17 protein-coding genes are annotated in these 20,199 nt (G+C 58.6%); 9 read left to right on the top strand and 8 right to left on the bottom strand.

The genetic code is table 11. From position 1 onward, the window contains the following. Nucleotides 1–8: 8 nt before the first annotated feature. The 5 genes from ACWYRJ_RS01795 to iolB are packed head-to-tail and all read left to right on the top strand — an operon-like array spanning nt 9 to nt 5,832. Nucleotides 9–1,037, top strand: coding sequence for an ABC transporter permease (locus ACWYRJ_RS01795; RefSeq protein ID WP_008502116.1), 1,029 nt, complete (start codon nt 9–11; stop codon nt 1,035–1,037). A gap of 8 nt (nt 1,038–1,045) precedes the next feature. Then, nucleotides 1,046–2,179 carry a Gfo/Idh/MocA family protein gene (locus ACWYRJ_RS01790; RefSeq protein ID WP_455507309.1) on the top strand — a complete coding sequence of 378 codons (1,134 nt, stop codon included), beginning with the start codon at nt 1,046–1,048 and terminating at the stop codon, nt 2,177–2,179. 12 nt (nt 2,180–2,191) lie between these two features. Next, nucleotides 2,192–4,096: a bifunctional 5-dehydro-2-deoxygluconokinase/5-dehydro-2-deoxyphosphogluconate aldolase gene (locus tag ACWYRJ_RS01785; RefSeq protein ID WP_223580167.1), complete on the top strand. Its 1,905-nt coding sequence runs from the start codon at nt 2,192–2,194 to the stop codon at nt 4,094–4,096. An 11-nt stretch (nt 4,097–4,107) separates the two neighbouring features. Then, entirely contained in the window at nt 4,108–4,998 is an 891-nt protein-coding gene (gene iolE / locus ACWYRJ_RS01780; protein WP_455507308.1) for a myo-inosose-2 dehydratase, read from the top strand. A 9-nt stretch (nt 4,999–5,007) separates the two neighbouring features. Beyond that, on the top strand, nt 5,008–5,832 hold the full coding sequence (gene iolB, locus ACWYRJ_RS01775) for a 5-deoxy-glucuronate isomerase (protein ID WP_455507307.1): 825 nt from the start codon (nt 5,008–5,010) through the stop codon (nt 5,830–5,832). A gap of 54 nt (nt 5,833–5,886) precedes the next feature. On the opposite strand, the gene ACWYRJ_RS01770 is transcribed toward iolB, so the two are convergent. Genes ACWYRJ_RS01770 through ACWYRJ_RS01760 form a run of 3 tightly spaced genes read right to left on the bottom strand, consistent with a single transcriptional unit; the run spans nt 5,887 to nt 8,390 of the window. Beyond that, on the bottom strand, nt 5,887–6,630 hold the full coding sequence (locus ACWYRJ_RS01770) for an alpha/beta fold hydrolase (RefSeq protein WP_455507306.1): 744 nt from the start codon (nt 6,628–6,630) through the stop codon (nt 5,887–5,889). A gap of 11 nt (nt 6,631–6,641) precedes the next feature. Then, a complete protein-coding gene (locus tag ACWYRJ_RS01765) occupies nt 6,642–7,109 on the bottom strand; it encodes a DUF6130 family protein (protein WP_455507305.1) in 468 nt (155 codons plus the stop codon). 51 nt (nt 7,110–7,160) lie between these two features. Continuing rightward, nucleotides 7,161–8,390, bottom strand: a complete 1,230-nt coding sequence (locus ACWYRJ_RS01760; protein ID WP_455507304.1) for an MFS transporter — start codon at nt 8,388–8,390, stop codon at nt 7,161–7,163. A gap of 97 nt (nt 8,391–8,487) precedes the next feature. Here ACWYRJ_RS01760 and ACWYRJ_RS01755 point away from each other — a divergent pair, with 97 nt between their 5' ends. Continuing rightward, on the top strand, nt 8,488–9,378 hold the full coding sequence (locus tag ACWYRJ_RS01755; protein ID WP_455507303.1) for a LysR family transcriptional regulator: 891 nt from the start codon (nt 8,488–8,490) through the stop codon (nt 9,376–9,378). Here ACWYRJ_RS01755 and ACWYRJ_RS01750 read toward each other — a convergent pair. Further along, on the bottom strand, nt 9,375–9,563 hold the full coding sequence (locus ACWYRJ_RS01750; protein ID WP_021241815.1) for a YfgG family protein: 189 nt from the start codon (nt 9,561–9,563) through the stop codon (nt 9,375–9,377). The two genes, ACWYRJ_RS01755 and ACWYRJ_RS01750, sit on opposite strands and share 4 nt — an antisense overlap. A gap of 353 nt (nt 9,564–9,916) precedes the next feature. Between ACWYRJ_RS01750 and ACWYRJ_RS01745 the strand changes: the two genes are divergently transcribed. After that, complete coding sequence (locus ACWYRJ_RS01745; RefSeq protein WP_455507302.1) at nt 9,917–12,157, top strand: EAL domain-containing protein; 2,241 nt, start codon at nt 9,917–9,919, stop codon at nt 12,155–12,157. Nucleotides 12,158–12,161: 4 nt separating this feature from the next. Here the strand turns inward: ACWYRJ_RS01745 and ppx are convergent, their stop codons facing one another. The 4 genes from ppx to purM form a co-directional block, all read right to left on the bottom strand. Continuing rightward, nucleotides 12,162–13,700 carry an exopolyphosphatase gene (gene ppx / locus ACWYRJ_RS01740; protein ID WP_455507301.1) on the bottom strand — a complete coding sequence of 513 codons (1,539 nt, stop codon included), beginning with the start codon at nt 13,698–13,700 and terminating at the stop codon, nt 12,162–12,164. Between the two features lie 3 nt (nt 13,701–13,703). Then, nucleotides 13,704–15,764 carry a polyphosphate kinase 1 gene (gene ppk1, locus ACWYRJ_RS01735; protein WP_111965176.1) on the bottom strand — a complete coding sequence of 687 codons (2,061 nt, stop codon included), beginning with the start codon at nt 15,762–15,764 and terminating at the stop codon, nt 13,704–13,706. Between the two features lie 207 nt (nt 15,765–15,971). After that, a complete protein-coding gene (gene purN, locus ACWYRJ_RS01730) occupies nt 15,972–16,613 on the bottom strand; it encodes a phosphoribosylglycinamide formyltransferase (protein ID WP_032646794.1) in 642 nt (213 codons plus the stop codon). Further along, the gene (gene purM, locus ACWYRJ_RS01725) at nt 16,610–17,647 is read right to left on the bottom strand and encodes a phosphoribosylformylglycinamidine cyclo-ligase (protein ID WP_008501643.1); all 1,038 of its coding nucleotides are present in this window, start codon (nt 17,645–17,647) and stop codon (nt 16,610–16,612) included. The genes purN and purM overlap by 4 nt, the downstream gene beginning before the upstream one ends. A 266-nt stretch (nt 17,648–17,913) precedes the next feature. Between purM and ACWYRJ_RS01720 the strand changes: the two genes are divergently transcribed. Both ACWYRJ_RS01720 and upp read left to right on the top strand, forming a co-directional pair. Next, nucleotides 17,914–19,344, top strand: coding sequence for a 6-phospho-beta-glucosidase (locus tag ACWYRJ_RS01720; protein WP_149366398.1), 1,431 nt, complete (start codon nt 17,914–17,916; stop codon nt 19,342–19,344). Between the two features lie 227 nt (nt 19,345–19,571). Continuing rightward, nucleotides 19,572–20,198: a uracil phosphoribosyltransferase gene (gene upp, locus ACWYRJ_RS01715; RefSeq protein WP_023308769.1), complete on the top strand. Its 627-nt coding sequence runs from the start codon at nt 19,572–19,574 to the stop codon at nt 20,196–20,198. The last annotated feature ends 1 nt before the right edge of the window (nt 20,199 follow it).

Genomic DNA, 20,199 nt, shown 5'->3' with positions numbered 1-20,199 from the left:
AGTTTCTCATGACGCAGATGATTTCTAAAACGCAGGCCCCGGTCAAACGCGCCGGACGCATCGATCCCATCGCCTTCTTCGAGCGCTTCGGGGTGCTGATTTTCATGATCCTGCTGCTGATCTTCTTTCAGTCGCAGAACAGCAATTTTTTCTCTGAACGCAATATTTTCAACATCCTGACCGAAGTCTCCATCTACGGGATCATGGCCGTGGGGATGACCTTTGTCATCCTGACCGCCGGGATTGACCTGTCCGTCGGCTCAATTCTGGCGGTCTGCGCCATGACCGCGGCGTACGTGATTAAGGGCGACAACTTCACCACCGTCGACCCGAACGCCTGGGGCGGCATGAGCTGGCTGATTGGGCTGGGGATTTGTCTGGCGATGGGCACGGCGATTGGCTTCCTGCACGGTCTGGGCGTAACCCGTCTGCGCCTGCCGCCGTTCATCGTGACCCTCGGCGGGATGACCATCTGGCGCGGCCTGACGCTGGTGATCAACGACGGCGCGCCGATTGCCGGTTTCGATCAGGGCTACCGCTGGTGGGGGCGCGGGGAGCTGCTCGGCATCTCCATTCCGATCTGGATCTTCGCCATCGTCGCCCTCGGCGGCTATCTGGCGCTGCATAAAACCCGCTGGGGCCGATTCGTCTACGCCATCGGCGGTAACCCGGAGGCGGCGCGCCTGGCGGGGGTGAACGTCAAGCGCGTGCTGGTCAGCGTCTATGTGCTGATCGGCTGTCTGGCGGGACTGGCGGGCTTCATCCTGAGCGCGCGTCTGGGGAGCGCCGAGGCGGTGGCCGGGATCTCTTTTGAGCTGCGCGTCATCGCCTCGGTGGTGATCGGCGGTACCTCGCTGATGGGCGGCTACGGGCGCATCGGCGGCACCATTATCGGCTCCATCATCATGGGGATTCTGATTAACGGCCTTGTGCTGATGAACGTCTCGGCCTACTACCAGCAGATTATCACCGGATTAATTATCGTTCTGGCGGTGGCGTTTGACACCTACGCCAAGAGCCGTCGCGGCGCACTGTGAGGATCACGATGAAAGAGGTTCGTATTGGATTAATTGGCACCGGGTATATCGGCAAGGCGCACGCTATCGCGTATGCCCAGGCCCCAACGGTGTTCAACCTGCGCGGCAGGCTGGTGCGCGAGATGGTGGCGGAAGTCACGCCGGAGCTGGCGGCAGCGCGCGCGCGGGCGTTTGGCTTCAACCGCTCCACCGGCGACTGGCGGGCGCTGGTGGCCGACCCGGCTATTGATGTGGTGGATATTTGCTCACCCAACCATCTGCATAAAGAGATGGCGCTGGAGGCGATCCGCCACGGCAAGCACGTCTACTCGGAGAAGCCGCTGGCGCTGAACGCCCACGACGCGCGGGAGATGGTTGACGCCGCGAAGCGGGCCGGGGTGAAAACGCTGGTGGGGTTCAACTACATGAAGAACCCGACGGCGCAGCTGGCGAAAGAGATTATCGCCCGCGGTGAGATAGGCGAGGTGATCCACTTCTACGGCACCCACAACGAAGACTATATGGCCGACCCGCTGTCGCCCATTCACTGGCACTGCTTTAAAGAGACCGCCGGGCTGGGGGCGCTGGGCGACCTCGCGGCGCATATTGTCAACATGGCCCAGTACCTGGTGGGGGAGATCGAGCAGGTCTGCGGCGATCTGAAGATCGTGGTCCCGGAGCGCCCGGCGAAGGCCGGATCGTCGGAGATGATTGCCGTCGAAAACGAGGATCAGGCCCACGCAATGGTGCGCTTCGCGGGCGGGGCGCAGGCGGTGATTGAAACCTCCCGTGTCGCCTGCGGCCGCAAAATGGGGTTGTCATATGTGATAACCGGAACGAAAGGCGCTATCAGCTTCACCCAGGAGCGCATGGCGGAGCTGAAGCTCTATCTGCATGACGATCCGGTTAACCGTCAGGGGTTCCGCACCCTGCTCGTCGGCCCGGCGCACCCGGACTACGCCGCGTTCTGCATGGGCGCGGGCCACGGGATTGGCTTTAACGATCAAAAAACGGTGGAGGTGCGCGATCTGGTGGACGGGATTGCCGCCGACGCGCCGATGTGGCCGGACTTTGAAGAGGGCTGGAAGGTATCGCGCGTGCTGGATGCAATCGCGCTCTCGCACCGGGAAGGCCGCTGGCTGAACGTGAACGACATTGTCTGATGAGGTATCAACGTGGAAAAGCAGTTTGATGTGATATGCATGGGTCGCGTGGCGGTAGACCTCTACAGTCAGCAGATTGGTGCCCGTCTGGAGGATGTGTCGAGCTTCGCCAAATACCTCGGCGGCTCGTCCGGCAACGTGGCGTACGGCACCGCGCGCCAGGGGCTGCGCTCGTCGATGCTGGCACGCGTCGGCGATGAACATATGGGCCGCTTCCTGCGGGAAGAGCTCAACCAGGTGGGCTGCGATACCAGCCATCTGATTACAGATAAACAACGCCTCACGGCGCTGGTGCTACTCGGCATTAAAGACCGGGACACCTTTCCTCTGATTTTTTATCGCGATAACTGCGCGGATATGGCCATTACGGCCAGCGATGTGGACGAAAGCTACATTGCCTCCGCACGGTGTCTTGCCATCACCGGGACTCACCTTTCTCATCCTCAGACCCGCGAGGCGGTGCTGACGGCGCTGGGCTATGCCCGCCGTCACGGCGTGCGCACGGTGCTGGACATCGACTACCGTCCGGTGCTGTGGGGGCTCACCGCCTTAGGCGACGGTGAAACGCGCTTTATCGCCGCCGATAAGGTCACCCGCGAGCTGCAGGAGGTGCTGCACCTCTTCGACGTCATTGTCGGCACCGAGGAGGAGTTTCACATTGCTGGCGGCAGCACGGATACCCTGCAGGCGCTGGGGCAGGTGCGTGCAGTCAGTGACGCAGCGCTGGTCTGCAAACGCGGCGCGCTCGGCTGCTCGGTCTATACCGACGCCATTCCGCCCCGGCTGGACGACGGCCTGACGGTGACCGGCGTGCGCGTGGAGGTGCTGAACGTCCTCGGCGCAGGGGACGCGTTTATGTCTGGCCTGCTGCGCGGTTACCTGAACGACGAGGGCTGGGAGCAGGCGTGCCGCTATGCCAACGCCTGCGGCGCGCTGGTGGTCTCGCGCCACGGCTGCGCCCCGGCGATGCCGAGCAAAATCGAGCTGGATGACTATCTTTCACGCGCTGCAGATGTGCCGCGCCCGGATCTCGACCCACGTCTTAACCATCTCCACCGGGTGACCACCCGCCGCCGCGAGTGGCCGGAGCTGTGCGTGATGGCCTTCGACCACCGCAGCCAGCTTGAGGATATGGCGATGCAGTGCGGCGCGTCGATCGGGCGCATTCCGGCGCTAAAGCAGCTGATCCTGCAGGCCAGTCGCGAGGCGGCAAGCCGCGCCGGGCTGGAGGGCAAAGCCGGCCTGCTGTGCGACGGCACCTTTGGTCAGGACGCGCTGAACGCCATCACCGGCGAGGGGTGGTGGATTGGCCGTCCCATTGAGCTGCCGGGCTCGCGTCCGCTGGAGATGGAGCATGGCAACATCGGCACCCAGCTCATCAGCTGGCCGCAGGAACACGTGGTGAAGTGCCTGGTCTTTTTCCATCCGGAAGACGCCCACGGCCTGCGCCTGGAGCAGGAGCAGAAAATTGCCGAGGTGTACCACGCCTGCTGCCGGTCCGGGCATGAGCTGCTGCTGGAGGTGATCCTGCCTGCGACCATGGCGCGCAGCGACGAGCTCTACCTGCGCGCCATCTCCCGCTTCTACAACCTCGGCATTTACCCCGACTGGTGGAAGCTGCCGCCGCTTTCCGCCGAGGGCTGGACGGCGCTGAACGAGATTATCGAACGCCGGGACCCGCACTGCCGCGGGGTGGTGATCCTCGGCCTGGATGCCCCGGCGGAACAGCTGCGCGCCGACTTCAGGGCCGCAGCAGGGCAGACGGTAGTAAAAGGCTTCGCCGTGGGGCGCACGCTGTTTGGCGATGCCTCCCGCGCGTGGCTGAAGCACGATATTGACGATGCGCAGCTGGTGGCACGCATCCGGGACAACTACCTGCAGCTTATCGCCTGGTGGCGCGAGCGCGGACACGCATAATGGAGAAGACAATGAGTGTACAACTGGGCATTAACCCGCTGACGTGGACGAACGACGATCTGCCTTCACTCGGCGCGGAGACGTCGCTGGAAACCTGCCTGAGCGAAGGTAAAGAGGCCGGTTTCGCCGGCTTCGAGCTGGGCAATAAGTTCCCGCGCGAAGCGCGCCTGCTCGGCCCCATCCTTCAGCGCCATGACCTGCAGCTGGTCTCCGGCTGGTACTCCGGCCGCCTGCTGGATCGCAGCGTGGAGGAGGAGATCGCCGCCGTGCAGTCCCACCTGGCGCTGCTGCGCGAGCTGGGGGCGAAGGTGCTGGTCTTTGCGGAAGTGAGCGGCTGCATTCACGGCGAGCAGCAGACCCCGGTGCATCTGCGCCCGCGCTTCCCGCAGTCACGCTGGAAGGAGTACGGTGAGAAGCTTACCGAATTTGCCCGCTACACCCAGCAGCAGGGCGTGCAGATTGCCTACCATCACCATATGGGCACGGTGATTGAGTCCGCCGACGACGTGGACAACCTGATGACCCACACCGGCGACGCGGTGGGGCTACTGCTCGATACCGGCCATCTGACCTTTGCCGGGGCCGATCCGCTGGCGGTGGCGCAGCGCTGGGCGTCGCGCATCAACCACGTCCACTGCAAAGACGTGCGTGCCGACGTGCTGGCGGACGTGAAAAACCGTAAAACCAGCTTCCTCGACGCGGTGCTGAGCGGCGTGTTTACCGTGCCGGGCGACGGCTGCGTCGATTACCCGCCGATCATGCGGCTGCTGAAGGCGCAGGATTATCACGGCTGGCTGGTGGTGGAGGCCGAGCAGGACCCGGCGATTGCCCATCCGCTGACCTACGCCCGTCTGGGGTATAACAACCTGAGCCGTCTGGCGCGCGACGCCGGACTGATTTGAGGAGGTGACATGTCACGTCTGTTATCACGCTGGCAACAGCCGAACGCGGAGGGGCGCACCCAGTCCGTCACGCCGGAAAGCGCAGGGTGGGGGTACGTCGGCTTTGAGGCGTATGAGCTGCAGGAGGGGCAGACGCTGACGCTGCCCGCCGTCCGCGAAGAGCGCTGCCTGGTGCTGGTCGCCGGGCGTGCCTCCATCACCACGCCTTCCGCGCAGTTTAATGATATTGGCGGGCGGATGAGCCCGTTCGAACGCATCAAGCCGTGGGCGGTATACGTCACCCCGCAGGAGACGGTGCAGGTGAAGGCGCTGACGAAGCTTGAGCTGGCGGTCTGCGCCGCGCCTGGCAAGGGCACGTATCCGACGCGGCTGATTGCGCCGCAGGATATCGACGGCGAAGCGCGCGGTAAGGGCCACAACCAGCGCTACGTGCACAATATTCTGCCGGAAGACAAGCCCGCCGACAGCCTGCTGGTGGTGGAGGTCTGGACTAACGAGGGCTGCACCAGCTCGTACCCGAGCCACAAGCACGACACGGATAACCCGCCGCAGGAGACGTATTTGGAGGAGACCTACTACCATCGCCTCAACCCGGAGCAGGGGTTCTGCATGCAGCGCGTCTACACCGACGACAGAACGCTGGATGAGTGTATGGCGGTCTATAACCGTGACGTGGTCATGGTGCCGAAGGGCTACCACCCGGTGGCGACGATGGCCGGGTATGACAGCTACTACCTCAACGTGATGGCCGGGCCGGTGCGCAAATGGATGTTCACCTGGGAGGAGGACCACGCGTGGATTAATCGCGATTATCCCGCGGATGGCGGGCACTGAGGCTATTATTTGCCGGGTGGCGCTGCGCTTACCCGGCCTACAATTTACAAAATATTATTTTGCTTCAATCGCCTGCTCAATCGTCCGGGCAACGATCTGCGGCTGGCTGACCATAGACACGTGGCTTGCCGCCACCTCGGTGGTTTTCGCGTGGATCGTCTTCGCCATCGCCCGTTCAAGATCGGGGTTGATCATTCGGTCATTCTTGCTAACCACATACCAGCTCGGTTTGTCATGCCACGCCGCGTGGACGACTTTTTCACCAAAAGCCTCAGCCTTAATTGGCCCCTGCGTGGCTGCAATCGTGTTTTGAGTGTCTGGCTTCACGTCAGGCGCGAAATCCTTCCTGACGGCGTCCGCTGGCAGGTATAAATAACCGTCGGCCGTTTTGGCAATGCTCGCGCTACCCGGCGGCGCAGGGTAGCTTCCTGCCAGGTCCGCCGTCGACTGGCCGGAATCCGGGGCGAACGCCGCCACGTACACCAGCGATTTTACCCGCGCATCGTTTCCCGCCTCGCTAATCACGGTGCCGCCCCAGGAGTGGCCCACCAGCACTACGTCACCCTTGGCGCGGGCGATGGCCCGCTTTGTGGCGGCAACGTCATCGTTGAGCGACGTGAGCGGCAGCTGCACGGCAATGACCTCGGCGTGCTGTTTCTGCAACAGGGTAATCACCTTATTCCAGCTGCTGCCGTCAGCAAACGCGCCGTGAACCAGCACGACGCTGGTTTTACCCTGTGCAAAGGCGCTGGCGGAAAGCGCCAGCAGGCCTGCCGTTAGTACAGTCAGTGCTTTCATCTTGAGATTCCTTAAAAGTGGTGGACCGCCGCGTGGGGCGGTACGGTGAATTCAATGGTTTTGTGGTCGAGCGGTTTGTGCGTCGGGTCGGCCAGAATAATCGTCACCTCGTGTTTACCGGCGGGCAGCCCCACCAGAATCACCGGCTCTCCGCTGGCGTCAGCCCAGTGCCACGGCTCGTCATCCACCACCACGTGAATGTGTCCGATGCGCGGAGTGACCTTGAGCGCTTCAGGTCCGAATACCGGCTCGATGCGCAGGTTTTCGGCACGGTACTGTATAAACACCGCGCCTTTGCTCAGCGGCCCGGCAAGCGGGGGATCGACGATCAGCTTTGCGGGCGGCTGCGGCTGCGCCAGCGGGGCAACGGCGGCGGGGCCGTTAACGTCCCCGGCGCTCAGGTTGTCCAGCGGCGTGGCCTGGGCATGGGCTACAGATGCCAGGACAAGCAGGGGGATAAGTGCATAACGACGGGTCATCGATCTCTCTCCTCATCGGTTCTGAATGGCGACAGGGAAAGAAAACCATTTTTATGTATCGGAGATATTTGCCGGAGGCGGCGTTTTGTACCCGTTTGTCAGCGTGGCGCTCTGGATACAGTGCGATACAGTTTGCTTCCCGGGACAGCGCACGATCGCTATTGCCAGCCCGGCAATCACCAGCGTCAGCCCCGTCGACACCCCCATTGCGCCAGCGATCCCCAGCGTTTTGTTCAGCCACGCATAGGCAAACGGTGAGGCTGCGGCCATCAGCTGGCCGGGGATAAGCAGCATGCCCGTGCGGCGGGCATAGCTTTCGGTGCTAAACAGTTCCAGCGGCAGCGTGGCTTTCACGATGGTGACCAGTCCGTTGATGGCGCCATAGCCCAGCACAAACCCGGCTGCGCACCAGACAAACTTGGAACTGCTTAGCCCAACCAGAAAGCAGAGCGGCATGGCGAGCGCGGTAAAAAGCGTGAGTTTGAAGGGTGTTAAGCGGGCGCCCGCCAGCACTTCCAGCGAGCGGGCACCCGTCTGGCCGATCCCCCACAGCATGCCGATGGCGACAGGCAGGCCGAAGTGGGCAATAAACTCCGGCAGATGGGTGGACGTGCCGTTCGAAACAAAGGTAATGAGGGCAATGAAGATGGCATAAAGCCAGCCGTTACGCCGCTCGTTGTTCAAAGGCGGCGCGGTGACCTTTGTCGTCACCGTTAGCCGCTGACGGGGAAGCGTTCTTATCAGCGCCGCGCTCAGCAGACCGAGCAGAGCATAGACGCGCAGCGCGTCCTGCCAGCGCATAACCTGAAGCAGAGCATCGCCCAGCGGCCAGAAGACGGCGGAGGCCAGTCCGCCCGCCAGCGTGACGCGTGAGATTATTCTGCGCGCCTGCTGCCCGTAGAGGTTCACCAGCGCGGCGAACAGCGCATCGTAAAGCGACAGGCGCATGCCTGTGCCGGCGACCAGCCAGGCACAGTACCAGCCAAAAAGCGTCTGGGTATACGCCATCCCTGCGCAGCTTGCGGCGATCAGCAACGTTCCGCTCATCACCACCGTCTGACCGCCAAAGCGTGCCAGCAGGCGGGCGACAAAAGGGGATACCGCCGCCATCACCAGCATCGCCAGCGTCAGGCCGAGGTAAATCTGCGGTGAAGACCATCCACGGTCGGCTGAAATGGCCAGCGCAAAGGTGCCCGGCATATAAAACGAGATCCCCCAGTTGATGAGTTGATTACATCCGGCAGTGAGGGCGAGGCGGCGTGGCAGGGCAGGTGTTTCCATTATTTTTCATTCCGCTATGCAGTTGTCCTGAGCATAACGGGCGCGGTATTGTGCTGGCAGGGCTGCAACCTTATGCGCGGTATAAGAGAAACTTTGAATGACGACGCTTAATCTGGGCTATCTCGCCACCTTCCGTCTGGTGATCCAGCGCGGCAGCTTTTCAGCGGCAGCGGATGTGCTGGGTATCTCCCAGCCCGCCGTCAGCCTGCAAATACGCCAGCTGGAGCAGTTTCTGCAAACGCGGCTGGTGGAGCGTACCGGGCGAGGGATAAAGGCGACGGCAGCCGGAGAGGCATTGCTGGCGCATGGGGAGCGTATTCAGCAGGTGGTGGATGACGCCATTCGGTCGGTGAGCGCATTCAGCCACGATGTGAGCGGCACTATTACGCTTGGCACGGGGGCAACGGCCTGCATTCATTTTCTGCCGCCTCTGCTGGAGCAGCTACGCCGCGACTATCCGCTCCTGAACGTGGGGGTGACGACGGGCAACACCCGCGATATCGTCAGGGCCATCGAAGAGAACCGTCTCGATATGGGGCTGGTCACGCTGCCCGTGAGTGGCAAAGCGTTGGACGTCATGCCGGTGATGGACGAAGAGTTTGTTTTTATCGCCTCGCCGGAGCTGAAGGATGTTTTCAGAGACTTTACCCCGGAGGCGCTGCACGCTCAGCCGCTGATTGCCTTTGAATCAGGTAGTGGAACCCGGACGCTGATCGATGGCTGGTTTGCGGCTAATGGATTAGCGATCGCACCGGTGATGCAGCTTGGCAGCATCGAGGCGATCAAACGCATGGTTCGCGCGGGGCTGGGCTACAGCATCGTGCCTCGAATGGCGGTAGAACAGGATGGCGATCGCGAAGGGCTATGCGTGATGTCGCTTACGCCCATGCTGCAGCGGCAGCTGGCGGTGGTGATGCGACAGGATAAAATCCTCAGCAAAGGGATAGCGGCCATTATTCGGCTCGTGCAGCATCCTTCGGCGGTTTAGCGGTCAGCGGTGTCGACGGTGAGGCTGGATTGCTGCGACTGGGTTTTGTCCTGATGGTGGTACCAGGCGCCAATCGAGGAGTAAACGAAGCGGCCAAAGAAAAACAGAAAGCTGATGAGCAGTATGATGCGGGTCATTCGGGTGTTAAATCGATGTCGTTTGCGCATACGCGTGACCTGACTCACTCTGTTTATCCTGGGTAAGCCCTTTTGGGCGATAGGGATATTAAGGCACAGCGGGAAGAAGGGGTCAATTCTGCAGTGTGTAAATAACCGTCAATGTATACATTAATTAATGTTATTGAATTTAATTAATGCATTTACCATATTGATAATATGAAGAAAATTATTTCAAAAAAAACACCACAAAGAGTAATTTGCGTAAAGTAGTTTGATTTAAGTCAACGGATTCCCGGCCCTGATATTTAAAATCCTTCCTCCACACAGTTCGCCCCGCACGCCGCCGGGCGGCGCGTACGTCAGGTTGGATGCCTGTCTTTATTTTCCCTCTGGAGCGAAAGGGGTTTAACCGGGCATCTATGAACATTCTCGCTTTCCTGAAAAAAAATGAAAACCGCTGGTGGGCATTGCCGCTTATTTTGCCTGTGGTTTTACTTCCCGTGCTGAGCATCGCGAATACCTTCACGCAGCTGGGAGACGGCATTGCGGCACTCTATTATTTACCCCTCTCATTTTTGCTTTCGCTGATGATGTTCTTTGGGCTGGAAGCGCTGCCTGGGATCGTATTGTCGCTGTTTATCCGCTATTACCCCTCGGTCGGCATGTTCGAAACGGTCGCTGGTATGCTCCATTTTGTCGTCCCTTTAGTGCTGAGCTGGGGCGGCTACCGGGTGTTTGCGCCCAGACGGAATATGACCGCATACGGCGACATCCGGCTGATGGCGCAGCGCATCTTCTGGCAGGTCTTCTGCCCCGCGACGCTATTTCTGGTGCTGTTTCAGTTTGCGGTGTATTTAGGCGTGTATGAGAGCCGGCAGAGCCTTGCGGGATTAAACCCTCTTAATATTCGCACGCTCATCAACTATCAGACGCTGCTGGTCAGCGGGCTGACGGGCGTGCCGCTGAGCTATCTGCTGATCCGCCTGATTCGCCATCCGCGCTATCTCAAAAGCCTTCTCTCGCAGATCCGTGCCCAGATAGATAAAAAGGTGACGGTCATTGAGTTTCTGATGTGGGCGATTGCGCTAGGCGGGCTGCTTACGCTGCTGCTGCTCCCGATGAATGAAAACAGCTCCATTTTCACCACGAACTACACCCTGTCGCTGCTCATGCCGGTGATGCTCTGGGGCGCGATGCGTTTTGGCTATAAGCTGATTTCGCTTATATGGACGCCGATACTGCTGGTATCTATCCACTATTTTTACCGCTATATCCCGGTCAACCCGGGGTATGACATTCAGCTGGCGATCACCTCTTCCAGTTACCTGGTCTTCTCGTTCGTGGTGGTTTTTATGTCGATGCTGGCAACCCGGCAGCGCGCGGTGAACAAACGCTCGCGCAGGCTGGCGCTGCTCGATCCGGTCGTCCATATGCCTAACCTGCGGGCGCTGTCGCGCGATCTGGCGAAAAACCCGTGGTCGGCGCTCTGCCTGCTGCGTATTCCGGAGCTGGAAATTCTGGGCCGAAATTACGGCGTGTTGCTGCGGATTCAGTACAAGCAGCAGCTGGCGCAGTGGGTGAACGGTACTCTCCAGCCCAGCGAGCAGGTGTACCACCTGACCGGGTGCGACATGGCGGTACGCCTCAACGCGGAATCGCACCAGCAGCGGATTGAAACCCTGGACGAGCATATCAAACAATTCCGCTTTGTCTGGGACGGCATGCCGCTTCAGCCGCAGGTGGGAGTGAGCTATTGCTATGTCCGGTCCCCGGTTAACCATCTGTATCTGGTGCTGGGTGAACTGGGCGTGGTTGCCGACCTGTCGCTCGCCTCTAACCATCCGGAAAATCTTCAGCAGCGTGGGGCCGTCCATTTGCAGCGTAACCTGAAGGATAAAGTTGCGATGATGAGCCGCCTGCAAAAGGCGCTTGATAACGACGAATTCACCCTGCTGGTTCAACCCGTTCGCGGCCTGCGTGGCGATTGCTATCACGAAGTCCTGCTCCGGATGCCGGATGCCAGCGGGCTATTGATCTCTCCCGATCGGTTCCTGCCCGTCGCGCAGGAGTTTGGCCTCTCCTCGCGGGTGGATTTGTGGGTGCTGGAGTATACTCTGCGCTTCCTGGCCGCGCATCGCGAAAGGCTGCCGGGCCAGCGTTTCGCCATTAATCTGGCCCCCTCAACCGTATGTCGGGTGCAGTTTCCGCTTGAGGTCAGTCGCCTGCTGGCGAAATACGCCATTGAGCCGTGGCAGCTAATTTTTGAAGTGACGGAGTGCAGCACCTTTTGCAATGCGGAGCAGGCGCTACACATCCTCCGGCAGCTGCAGAAAATGGGGGTACGTATTGCGATTGATGATTTTGGCACCGGCTATGCGAGCTATGCGCGGCTGAAAAGCGTGGATGCGGATATTCTCAAGATCGACGGCAGCTTTATCCGCAATATCGTCAACAACAGCCTGGATTATCAGATTGTGGCGTCTATCTGCCATCTGGCGCGCATGAAGAAGATGCTGGTGGTGGCGGAGTACGTCGAAACCGAAGAGATACGTAGCGCGGTTCACGCGCTAGGCATCGATTATGTGCAGGGCTATCTGATTGGCAGACCGGCGCCGCTTGAGTCGCTGCTGGAAGCTGAGGCGTCCTGCGCGGACGCCTGAACCGTTACGCGGCGACGTCGGCGCTCTCTTCTTCGATTTTGAGCAGCCAGCCGGTGACCGCTTCCCAGTACTGCTGTTCTTTTTCCAGGTCCAGCAGGACCAGCGCGTTCTGGCTGAACCAGTCGTGCGGGAAGCTCAGCGTCCAGTGATGGTCGTCGGTTTTAAGCTTCAGCGTGGGCGGCGTGGTGGTGGCCTGGCGCTGGTTATTGAGCAGTACGCCCAGACGCAGCAGCTGTATAAGCGGCAGGAACTGTTTTTTCTTGAACAGCGTGAAGCGCGGCAGGTCGTCGAGCTTGATGGCTTTGCGGTGATAACGCACCAGGGTCGCCATCATGGTTTGCTGCTCCTGGTTGAAGCCAGGCAGATCGCTATTTTGCAGAATGTAGGCCGAATGGCGATGCATCCCGCTGTGGTTGATGTTGAGCCCCACCTCGTGGAGCATTGCGGCCCATTTTAACAGCGCGGCAAGCTGCGGGTGCGCGAGCTTCGGATTCTGCTCTTCCCACTGCTCGTACATCTGCACCGTGGTGTCCAGCACGCGCTTCGCCTGCTCGCGGTCGATATTGTACTGGTTAGCCAGGCTTTGTGCGGTGCGGCTGCGAATATCCTGATGGCGGAAGCGGCCTTCCATCTCATACAGCACACCTTCGCGCAGCGCGCCGTCGGAAAGGCGCAGCTCTTTAATGGCGAGGGCATCAAACACGCCGCAGAGGATGGCCAGCCCCGGAACGAAGACCACCTTACGCTCGTCGGAAAGCCCCGGCAGGCTTAAGGCGTCAAAACTTTTATGCTTCAGCACCTCTTCGGTCAGCAATGTCAGGCGTTCGGGCGTGATAAACCCGTCTTTTTCACCCATCGCCAGCAGCACTTCATGCGCCGCTTTGATGGTACCCGACGCGCCCAGCGCCACGTTCCAGCCCTGGATACGGTACTGCCAGGCCAGGTTTTCCAGCTTCTGGACGGCCGCCATCCGCGCACGCTGGAAGTTCTCGCGGGTGATGCAACCGCCCGGGAAATACATCTGTGCGAAGCTGACGCATCCCATACGGCGGCTTTCCACCAGGCGCGGCTCAAAGTCTTCGCCGATCACAAGCTCCGTAGAACCGCCGCCGATGTCGATCACCAGCTTGCGCCCTTTTTCCGGCTGGGTGTGCTCGACGCCCATGAAGATCAGACGCGCTTCCTCGTTGCCGGAGATGATCTCAATCGGGTAGGGGATCACCTTTTCGGCCCGCTTGAGAAACTCAGGTGCGTTCAGGGCCTGGCGTAGGGTGTGGGTGCCCACGATGCAAACGCTGGAGGGCGAGAAGCCCTGCAGGCGTTCAGCAAACAGCGACAGGCAGTTTAACCCGCGCTCCATCGCCTCTTCGCTGAGCATGCTGCGTTCATCAAGACCATCCGCCAGGTGTACGCGCTGCTTCAGACGACCGATGATCTGCAACGCGCCATCTACCTCACGGGCGATGACCATGTGGAAACTATTAGAGCCAAGATCGACCGCGGCGAATTCCTGCGGGCGTGGGGTCTTATCATTTATCGGCATAGGTTAATCGGGTTGCTCGAGTGATTTGATATAGTCGTAAATCGCCAGTTGCGACCGCACTTTACGGCGGTTGCCGCGCGGTACATAGCGGTTACTGAGTTCTTTGTCGATATAGCGTGCTTTCACGGTATCGCTAAACAGAATCTCGATGATGTCGAGGATCTGCTGCTTCAGGCGCGGATCCAGCAGCGGTGCCGCGACTTCAATTCGGTAGTCAATATTGCGCGTCATCCAGTCTGCCGAAGAGAGATAGACCTGTTTATCACCCGCATTATCGAAAATATAGACCCGATCGTGCTCCAGGTAGCGGTCAACAATGCTGATCACGCGAATATTGTCGCTGATGCCTTCCAGTTCCGGGATCAGCGAGCACATGCCGCGGATCAGAAGATTAACCGGTACGCCGGAGCTGGACGCCGCATAGAGCCTGTCCACCAGCCCTTTATCGACAAGGTTGTTAAGCTTCAGCGTGATGCCGGACGACAGCCCTTTCTGGGCATTGGCGATCTCTTTATCGATCATATCGTACAGCAGACGGCGCGAGTTCTGCGGCGAGACCAGCAGATAGTCGAAGCTCACCGGACGGTACGGGTTTTCGATAAAGTTAAAGACCCGGCGCACTTCGTTAGTGATGCGGGCATCGGCAGTTAAGAGCGAGTAGTCGGTATAAATTCGCGCGGTTTTCTCGTTAAAGTTCCCGGTACCGATGTGGGCATAACGCACCACCTCATCGCCCTCTTTACGAGAGATGAGGAACAGCTTGGCGTGAATTTTCAGCCCTGGCGCGGAGAAAATGACGTGCACACCGGCTTCCGTCAGACGACGCGCCCAGTGAATGTTCGCCTCTTCGTCGAAGCGCGCCTGCAGCTCAACCACCACGGTGACTTTTTTGGCGTTGTGCGCCGCGTGGATCATCGCATCGATGATGCGAGAATCTTTTGCCACGCGGTAGATGTTGATTTTGATCGCCAGCACGCTCGGGTCGAACGAGGCCTGACGCAGCAGTTCCAGCACGTGCTCGAAGGTGTGGTACGGATAGTAGAGCAGGACATCGCGTTCGCGGATGGCGTCGAATCCGTTGCGGAATTTATCGAACCAGAGATGGCGCAGGCGCGGCAGCGGCTTGTTCACCAGGTTGGCTTTGCCGACGTTCGGGAAGCCAATAAAATCTTTAAAGTTGTGGTAACGACCACCCGGAACGATGGAGTCATAGCGCGAAATGGTCAGTTTCTCACGCAGCATCTCCACCATGGCGTCCGGCATATCGCGCTGATAGACGAAGCGCACCGGTTCAGCCGTCAGGCGCTGTTTCAGGCTGGATGACATCAGCTCCATCAGGCTGGCTTCCATCTCGTGCACCAGGTCATATTCGGCGTCACGAGTCATTTTCATCGAGTAGGCGTTTAACGCATCGTAATCGAAGAAGCCTTTGAAGATGTCGTCCAGACAGTAGCGCAGGATGTTATCCAGCAGGATCATTGGTTTGCGTCTGCGCGGGGTTTCCGGCGGCAGATTCACAAAGCGCGGCACCTTGTCGGATGGGATCTCCAGCAGCGCGTAACGGATAGATTCACCGCGAATAATTTCCACCGCCAGGTAGGTGTAGTCATCTTTCAAAAACTGCACCAGATCGGTTTCGCGGTTGATCAGAATGGGGGTAATGTGCTGGCGCAGATAGTGTTTGAAGTAGTGGCGCAGCCAGTTTTGTTGGTTAACGGAAAGCTGGCGTTCGTTAATCAGGAAGATTTGATTGCGCGCCATCTCCAGCAGCAGTTCGTTATACAGGCCGTCAAATTCCTGATCGGCTTTCAGCACGCGGGACTGGATTTTGCCCAGCAGATGCCGCGAGTGCGAGTTTAAGCCCTGTTCTTCGCTGATAATGATGCGTCTTTTCAGCTCGGCAAAGCGAACCTTGTAGAACTCATCCAGGTTGTTCGAATAAATACCCAAAAAACGCATGCGCTCGATCAGCGGGTTACTTTTGTCTGCCGCTTCCTGGAGTACACGTTCGTTGAATGCTAACCAGCTTAGCTCTTTCTCGATATATAACTTTTCCTGACCCATTACAGCTCACACTCCAGTTCAATCACAGGACGTGGTAAATCCGTCTCGTCCTTATTATGGCGAGCATTTCCACGATATGTCCAACAGTGCCAGAAAAGTATGACAGTTATTTTTTTTGTTGGGGAATTTAGAGGGTTGGGGAGGGGACATTCGGGTAATGCATCAGGCAGGTCGGGTAAGCGCAGAAGCGCCACCCGACATAATAAACTACTCTTCCGCCGCATGACCCTGCGGAGGTAACTTAACGCCGTCCAGCCAGGCAGCGCCGTCGCGCATCTCGAGACGTCCGTCGACAAACCAGCTTACCACCAGCGGGTAAATGGCGTGTTCCTGGGTCTGCACGCGTTCGGTCACGTCTTCTTCGCTATCGCCGTCAAAGACCGGGACTTTCGCCTGCAGGATAACCGGACCGCCGTCCAGCTCGTCGGTAACGAAATGCACGGAGGTGCCATGCTCCTCATCGCCATTTTCCAGAACCTGACGATGGGTATGCAGGCCGGGATATTTCGGCAGAAGAGAAGGGTGAATATTCAGCAGACGTCCGGCGAAGTGTTCTACAAAAGCCGGGCTCAGAATGCGCATATAGCCCGCCAGCACGACTACGTCCGGCGCGTAGGCATCAATCTCATGCACCAGCTCGCGGTCAAAGGCTTCACGCCCGGCAAACTGGCTGGCTTCCAGCGCGTGCGCGGGAATGTTCGCTTCCCGCGCGCGCTCAAGGCCGAACGCGTCGGCCTTGTTGCTGAATACTGCCCGAATGGTGCCGTTGATTTTCTTCTGCTTGCAGGCGTCTATGATGGCCTGCAAATTGCTTCCGTTGCCGGAAATGAGCACCACGATGTTTTTCATTCAATGACCACACGCTGTTCGGAATCGGAGGCTTTAATCGTACCGATTTTCCACGCGTTTTCACCTTTCTCCGTCAGCAGCTTCACTGCTTTATCCGCTTCGCTTGCCGGCAGGGCGATAACCATGCCCACGCCGCAGTTAAAGGTACGGTACATTTCGTGAGAGCTCACGTTGCCCGCGGTCTGCAGCCAGTTAAACACGGCTGGCCACTGCCATGAGGATTCGTCGATCACCGCCTGGGTGTTGTCCGGCAGAACGCGCGGAATATTTTCCCAGAAGCCGCCGCCGGTCAGGTGGGCAATGGCGTGAACGTCGACGTTCTCGATAAGCTCGAGCACGTTCTTCACGTAGATACGTGTTGGCGCAAGCAGATGGTCAGCCAGTGGTTTACCGTCAAGCTCGGTGGTCAGCGGATCACAGCCGCTCACTTCGAGGATTTTACGCACCAGGGAGTAGCCGTTAGAGTGCGGGCCGCTGGAGGCCAGCGCGATCAGCACATCGCCATCGGCCACTTTGCTGCCGTCGATAATTTCTGATTTTTCTACTACGCCGACGCAGAAGCCCGCGACGTCATAATCTTCGCCGTGATACATGCCCGGCATTTCTGCGGTTTCACCACCGACCAGCGCGCAGCCAGACTGCAGACAGCCTTCGGCGATACCGTTAATCACGCTTGCCGCGGTATCTACGTCCAGTTTGCCAGTCGCGTAGTAATCGAGGAAGAACAGCGGCTCTGCGCCCTGTACCACCAGGTCATTCACGCACATCGCGACCAGATCGATACCGATCGTGTCGTGACGTTTTAAATCCATCGCCAGGCGCAGCTTGGTGCCTACACCGTCAGTACCCGAGACCAGAACAGGTTCACGATATTTTTGCGGCAGCGCGCACAGTGCGCCGAATCCACCCAGACCACCCATCACTTCCGGGCGGCGGGTTTTTTTCACCACACCTTTGATTCGGTCAACCAGCGCATTACCTGCGTCAATATCAACACCGGCATCTTTGTAGCTGAGAGAAGTTTTGTTGGTCACGGCTTAAATCCCCACGCGATTGCATAGCTAGTAAGAAAAATCGGCGCAATTCTAACAGTCCAGGCAAACGTTTGCGAGCCTATTCTGGACGTGGAGATCTTTTTTTCTGTGCACCCCGTGAATGCAGCCAAACTTGACTCTGTTCACGAAAATGAAACCGGTTTCTGAGAACTGCTTGCAACGGTTATTCCCTTTGCACATCATCGAACTGAAACCGGTTTCTGTAATTGTTTTTGCAGAAAATAACGCAGAATGAGGGAAAGCGAATGTCAGGATTTAAAGCAGATTTTCTGTGGGGTGGGGCCGTTGCGGCGCACCAGCTGGAAGGCGGCTGGAAAGAGGGTGGCAAAGGCGTGAGCGTGGCCGATGTCATGACCGCGGGCGCGCACGGCGTGCCGCGTGAAATCACCAACGGCGTGCTGGAAGGGAAAAATTACCCTAACCATGAAGCCATCGATTTCTACCACCGCTATAAAGAAGACATCAAACTCTTTGCCGAGATGGGGTTCAAATGCTTCCGCACCTCTATTGCCTGGACGCGGATCTTCCCGAAAGGCGACGAGCTTGAGCCTAACGAGGCTGGCCTGAAATTCTATGACGACCTGTTCGACGAATGCCTGAAGTACGGCATCGAACCGGTTATCACCCTGTCTCACTTCGAGATGCCTTTCCATCTGGTCACTGAATACGGCGGCTGGCGCAACCGTAAGCTGATCGACTTCTTCGTTCGTTTTGCAAAAGTGGTATTCCAGCGCTATCAGCATAAAGTGAAGTACTGGATGACCTTCAACGAGATCAACAACCAGGCCAACTTCCACGAAGACTTTGCGCCGTTCACTAACTCCGGGCTGAAGTACGCGCCGGGTGAAGACCGTGAGCCGGTGATGTTCCAGGCGGCGCACTATGAGCTGGTGGCCAGCGCCCTGGCGGTGAAGGCGGGGCGTGAGATTAACCCGTCGCTGCAGATTGGCTGCATGATTGCCATGTGTCCTATCTACCCGCTCACCTGCGCGCCGGACGATATGATGATGGCGATGAACGCCATGCACCGCCGCTACTGGTTCACCGACGTGCACGTGCGCGGCAGGTACCCGCAGCATCTGCTCAACTACTTTGCGCGTCGCGGCTTTACGCTGGATATTACCGAAGAAGATAAAGCCGCGCTGACGCAGGGCTGCGTGGACTACATCGGCTTCAGCTACTATATGTCCTTCGCCACCAAGGCGACGTCGGATAACCCGCAGCTGGATTACGACGAGAGCAAGAGCCTGGTCACTAACCCGTACGTGCAGAAATCGGACTGGGGCTGGCAGATTGACCCGGTGGGGCTGCGCTACTCCCTCAACTGGTTCTGGGATCACTATCAGCTGCCGCTGTTTATCGTTGAGAACGGCTTTGGCGCGATCGACGTGCAGGAGAGCGACGGCACGGTGAACGACCAGTACCGCATTGACTACCTGTCCGCCCACATCCGCGAGATGAAAAAAGCGGTGGAGGAAGATGGCGTGGATCTGATGGGCTATACCCCGTGGGGCTGTATCGACCTCGTTTCTGCCGGTACGGGCGAAATGAAAAAACGCTACGGCTTTATCTTTGTCGACAAAGACAATGAAGGCAACGGCACGCTGAACCGCAGCAAGAAGAAATCGTTCGACTGGTATAAGCAGGTAATTGCGAGCAACGGCGATAGCCTGTAATTGCCGGGTGGCGCTAACGCTTACCCGACCTACACTACACGTAGGTCCGCGTAAGCGCAGCGCCACCGGGCAGAACCCGCACCCAAGCCGGAGTCTTGCCTCCGGTTTTTTTTGTCTCTAAATCACTTTGCTTGATATACGTCAAGCAAGATGGGTATGGCCTAATCCGAAAAAAGCGGTATAATCCCGCGATTTTTTTGCGGACGCCGCCTCAGAGGAGAAAGAGAATGAAGATTGTGGAAGTGAAACACCCACTCGTTAAACACAAGTTGGGCCTGATGCGTGAGCATGACATCAGCACGAAGCGTTTTCGCGAACTGGCATCTGAAGTCGGCAGCCTGCTGACATACGAAGCGACCTCCGATCTGGAAACAGAAAAAGTCACCATCGAAGGCTGGAACGGCCCGGTGCAGGTTGAGCAGATCAAAGGTAAGAAAATTACCGTGGTGCCAATCCTGCGTGCCGGTCTCGGCATGATGGAAGGCGTGCTGGAGCACGTGCCAAGCGCGCGCATCAGCGTGGTCGGGATCTACCGTAACGAAGAAACCCTTGAGCCGGTTCCTTACTTCCAGAAGCTGGTGTCTAACATCGACGAGCGTATGGCACTGGTGGTTGACCCGATGCTGGCGACCGGTGGTTCGATGATCGCCACCATCGACCTGCTGAAAAATGCAGGCTGTAACAGCATTAAGGTGCTGGTGCTGGTTGCGGCTCCGGAAGGGATCGCGGCGCTGGAAAAAGCGCACCCGGACGTTGAGCTGTATACCGCCTCTATCGACCAGGGCCTGAACGAGCACGGATACATCATTCCGGGGCTCGGCGATGCCGGCGATAAGATCTTTGGTACGAAATAAT

The organism is Enterobacter sp. (assembly GCF_977039595.1).
Note: the sequence above shows the minus strand (reverse complement) of the source record. Positions and strands in the feature narration are given on the sequence as shown.

Excerpts from the sequence above, each read along its gene's own strand:
- ACWYRJ_RS01795 (WP_008502116.1), top strand. The coding sequence starts at position 9 with ATGACGCAGATGATTTCTAAAACGCAGGCCCCGGTCAAACGCGCCGGA.
- ACWYRJ_RS01790 (WP_455507309.1), top strand. The coding sequence starts at position 1,046 with ATGAAAGAGGTTCGTATTGGATTAATTGGCACCGGGTATATCGGCAAG.
- iolE (WP_455507308.1), top strand. The coding sequence starts at position 4,108 with ATGAGTGTACAACTGGGCATTAACCCGCTGACGTGGACGAACGACGAT.
- iolB (WP_455507307.1), top strand. The coding sequence starts at position 5,008 with ATGTCACGTCTGTTATCACGCTGGCAACAGCCGAACGCGGAGGGGCGC.
- ACWYRJ_RS01770 (WP_455507306.1), bottom strand. The coding sequence starts at position 6,630 with ATGAAAGCACTGACTGTACTAACGGCAGGCCTGCTGGCGCTTTCCGCC.
- ACWYRJ_RS01765 (WP_455507305.1), bottom strand. The coding sequence starts at position 7,109 with ATGACCCGTCGTTATGCACTTATCCCCCTGCTTGTCCTGGCATCTGTA.
- ACWYRJ_RS01760 (WP_455507304.1), bottom strand. The coding sequence starts at position 8,390 with ATGGAAACACCTGCCCTGCCACGCCGCCTCGCCCTCACTGCCGGATGT.
- ACWYRJ_RS01755 (WP_455507303.1), top strand. The coding sequence starts at position 8,488 with ATGACGACGCTTAATCTGGGCTATCTCGCCACCTTCCGTCTGGTGATC.
- ACWYRJ_RS01745 (WP_455507302.1), top strand. The coding sequence starts at position 9,917 with ATGAACATTCTCGCTTTCCTGAAAAAAAATGAAAACCGCTGGTGGGCA.
- ppx (WP_455507301.1), bottom strand. The coding sequence starts at position 13,700 with ATGCCGATAAATGATAAGACCCCACGCCCGCAGGAATTCGCCGCGGTC.
- ppk1 (WP_111965176.1), bottom strand. The coding sequence starts at position 15,764 with ATGGGTCAGGAAAAGTTATATATCGAGAAAGAGCTAAGCTGGTTAGCA.
- purN (WP_032646794.1), bottom strand. The coding sequence starts at position 16,613 with ATGAAAAACATCGTGGTGCTCATTTCCGGCAACGGAAGCAATTTGCAG.
- ACWYRJ_RS01720 (WP_149366398.1), top strand. The coding sequence starts at position 17,914 with ATGTCAGGATTTAAAGCAGATTTTCTGTGGGGTGGGGCCGTTGCGGCG.
- upp (WP_023308769.1), top strand. The coding sequence starts at position 19,572 with ATGAAGATTGTGGAAGTGAAACACCCACTCGTTAAACACAAGTTGGGC.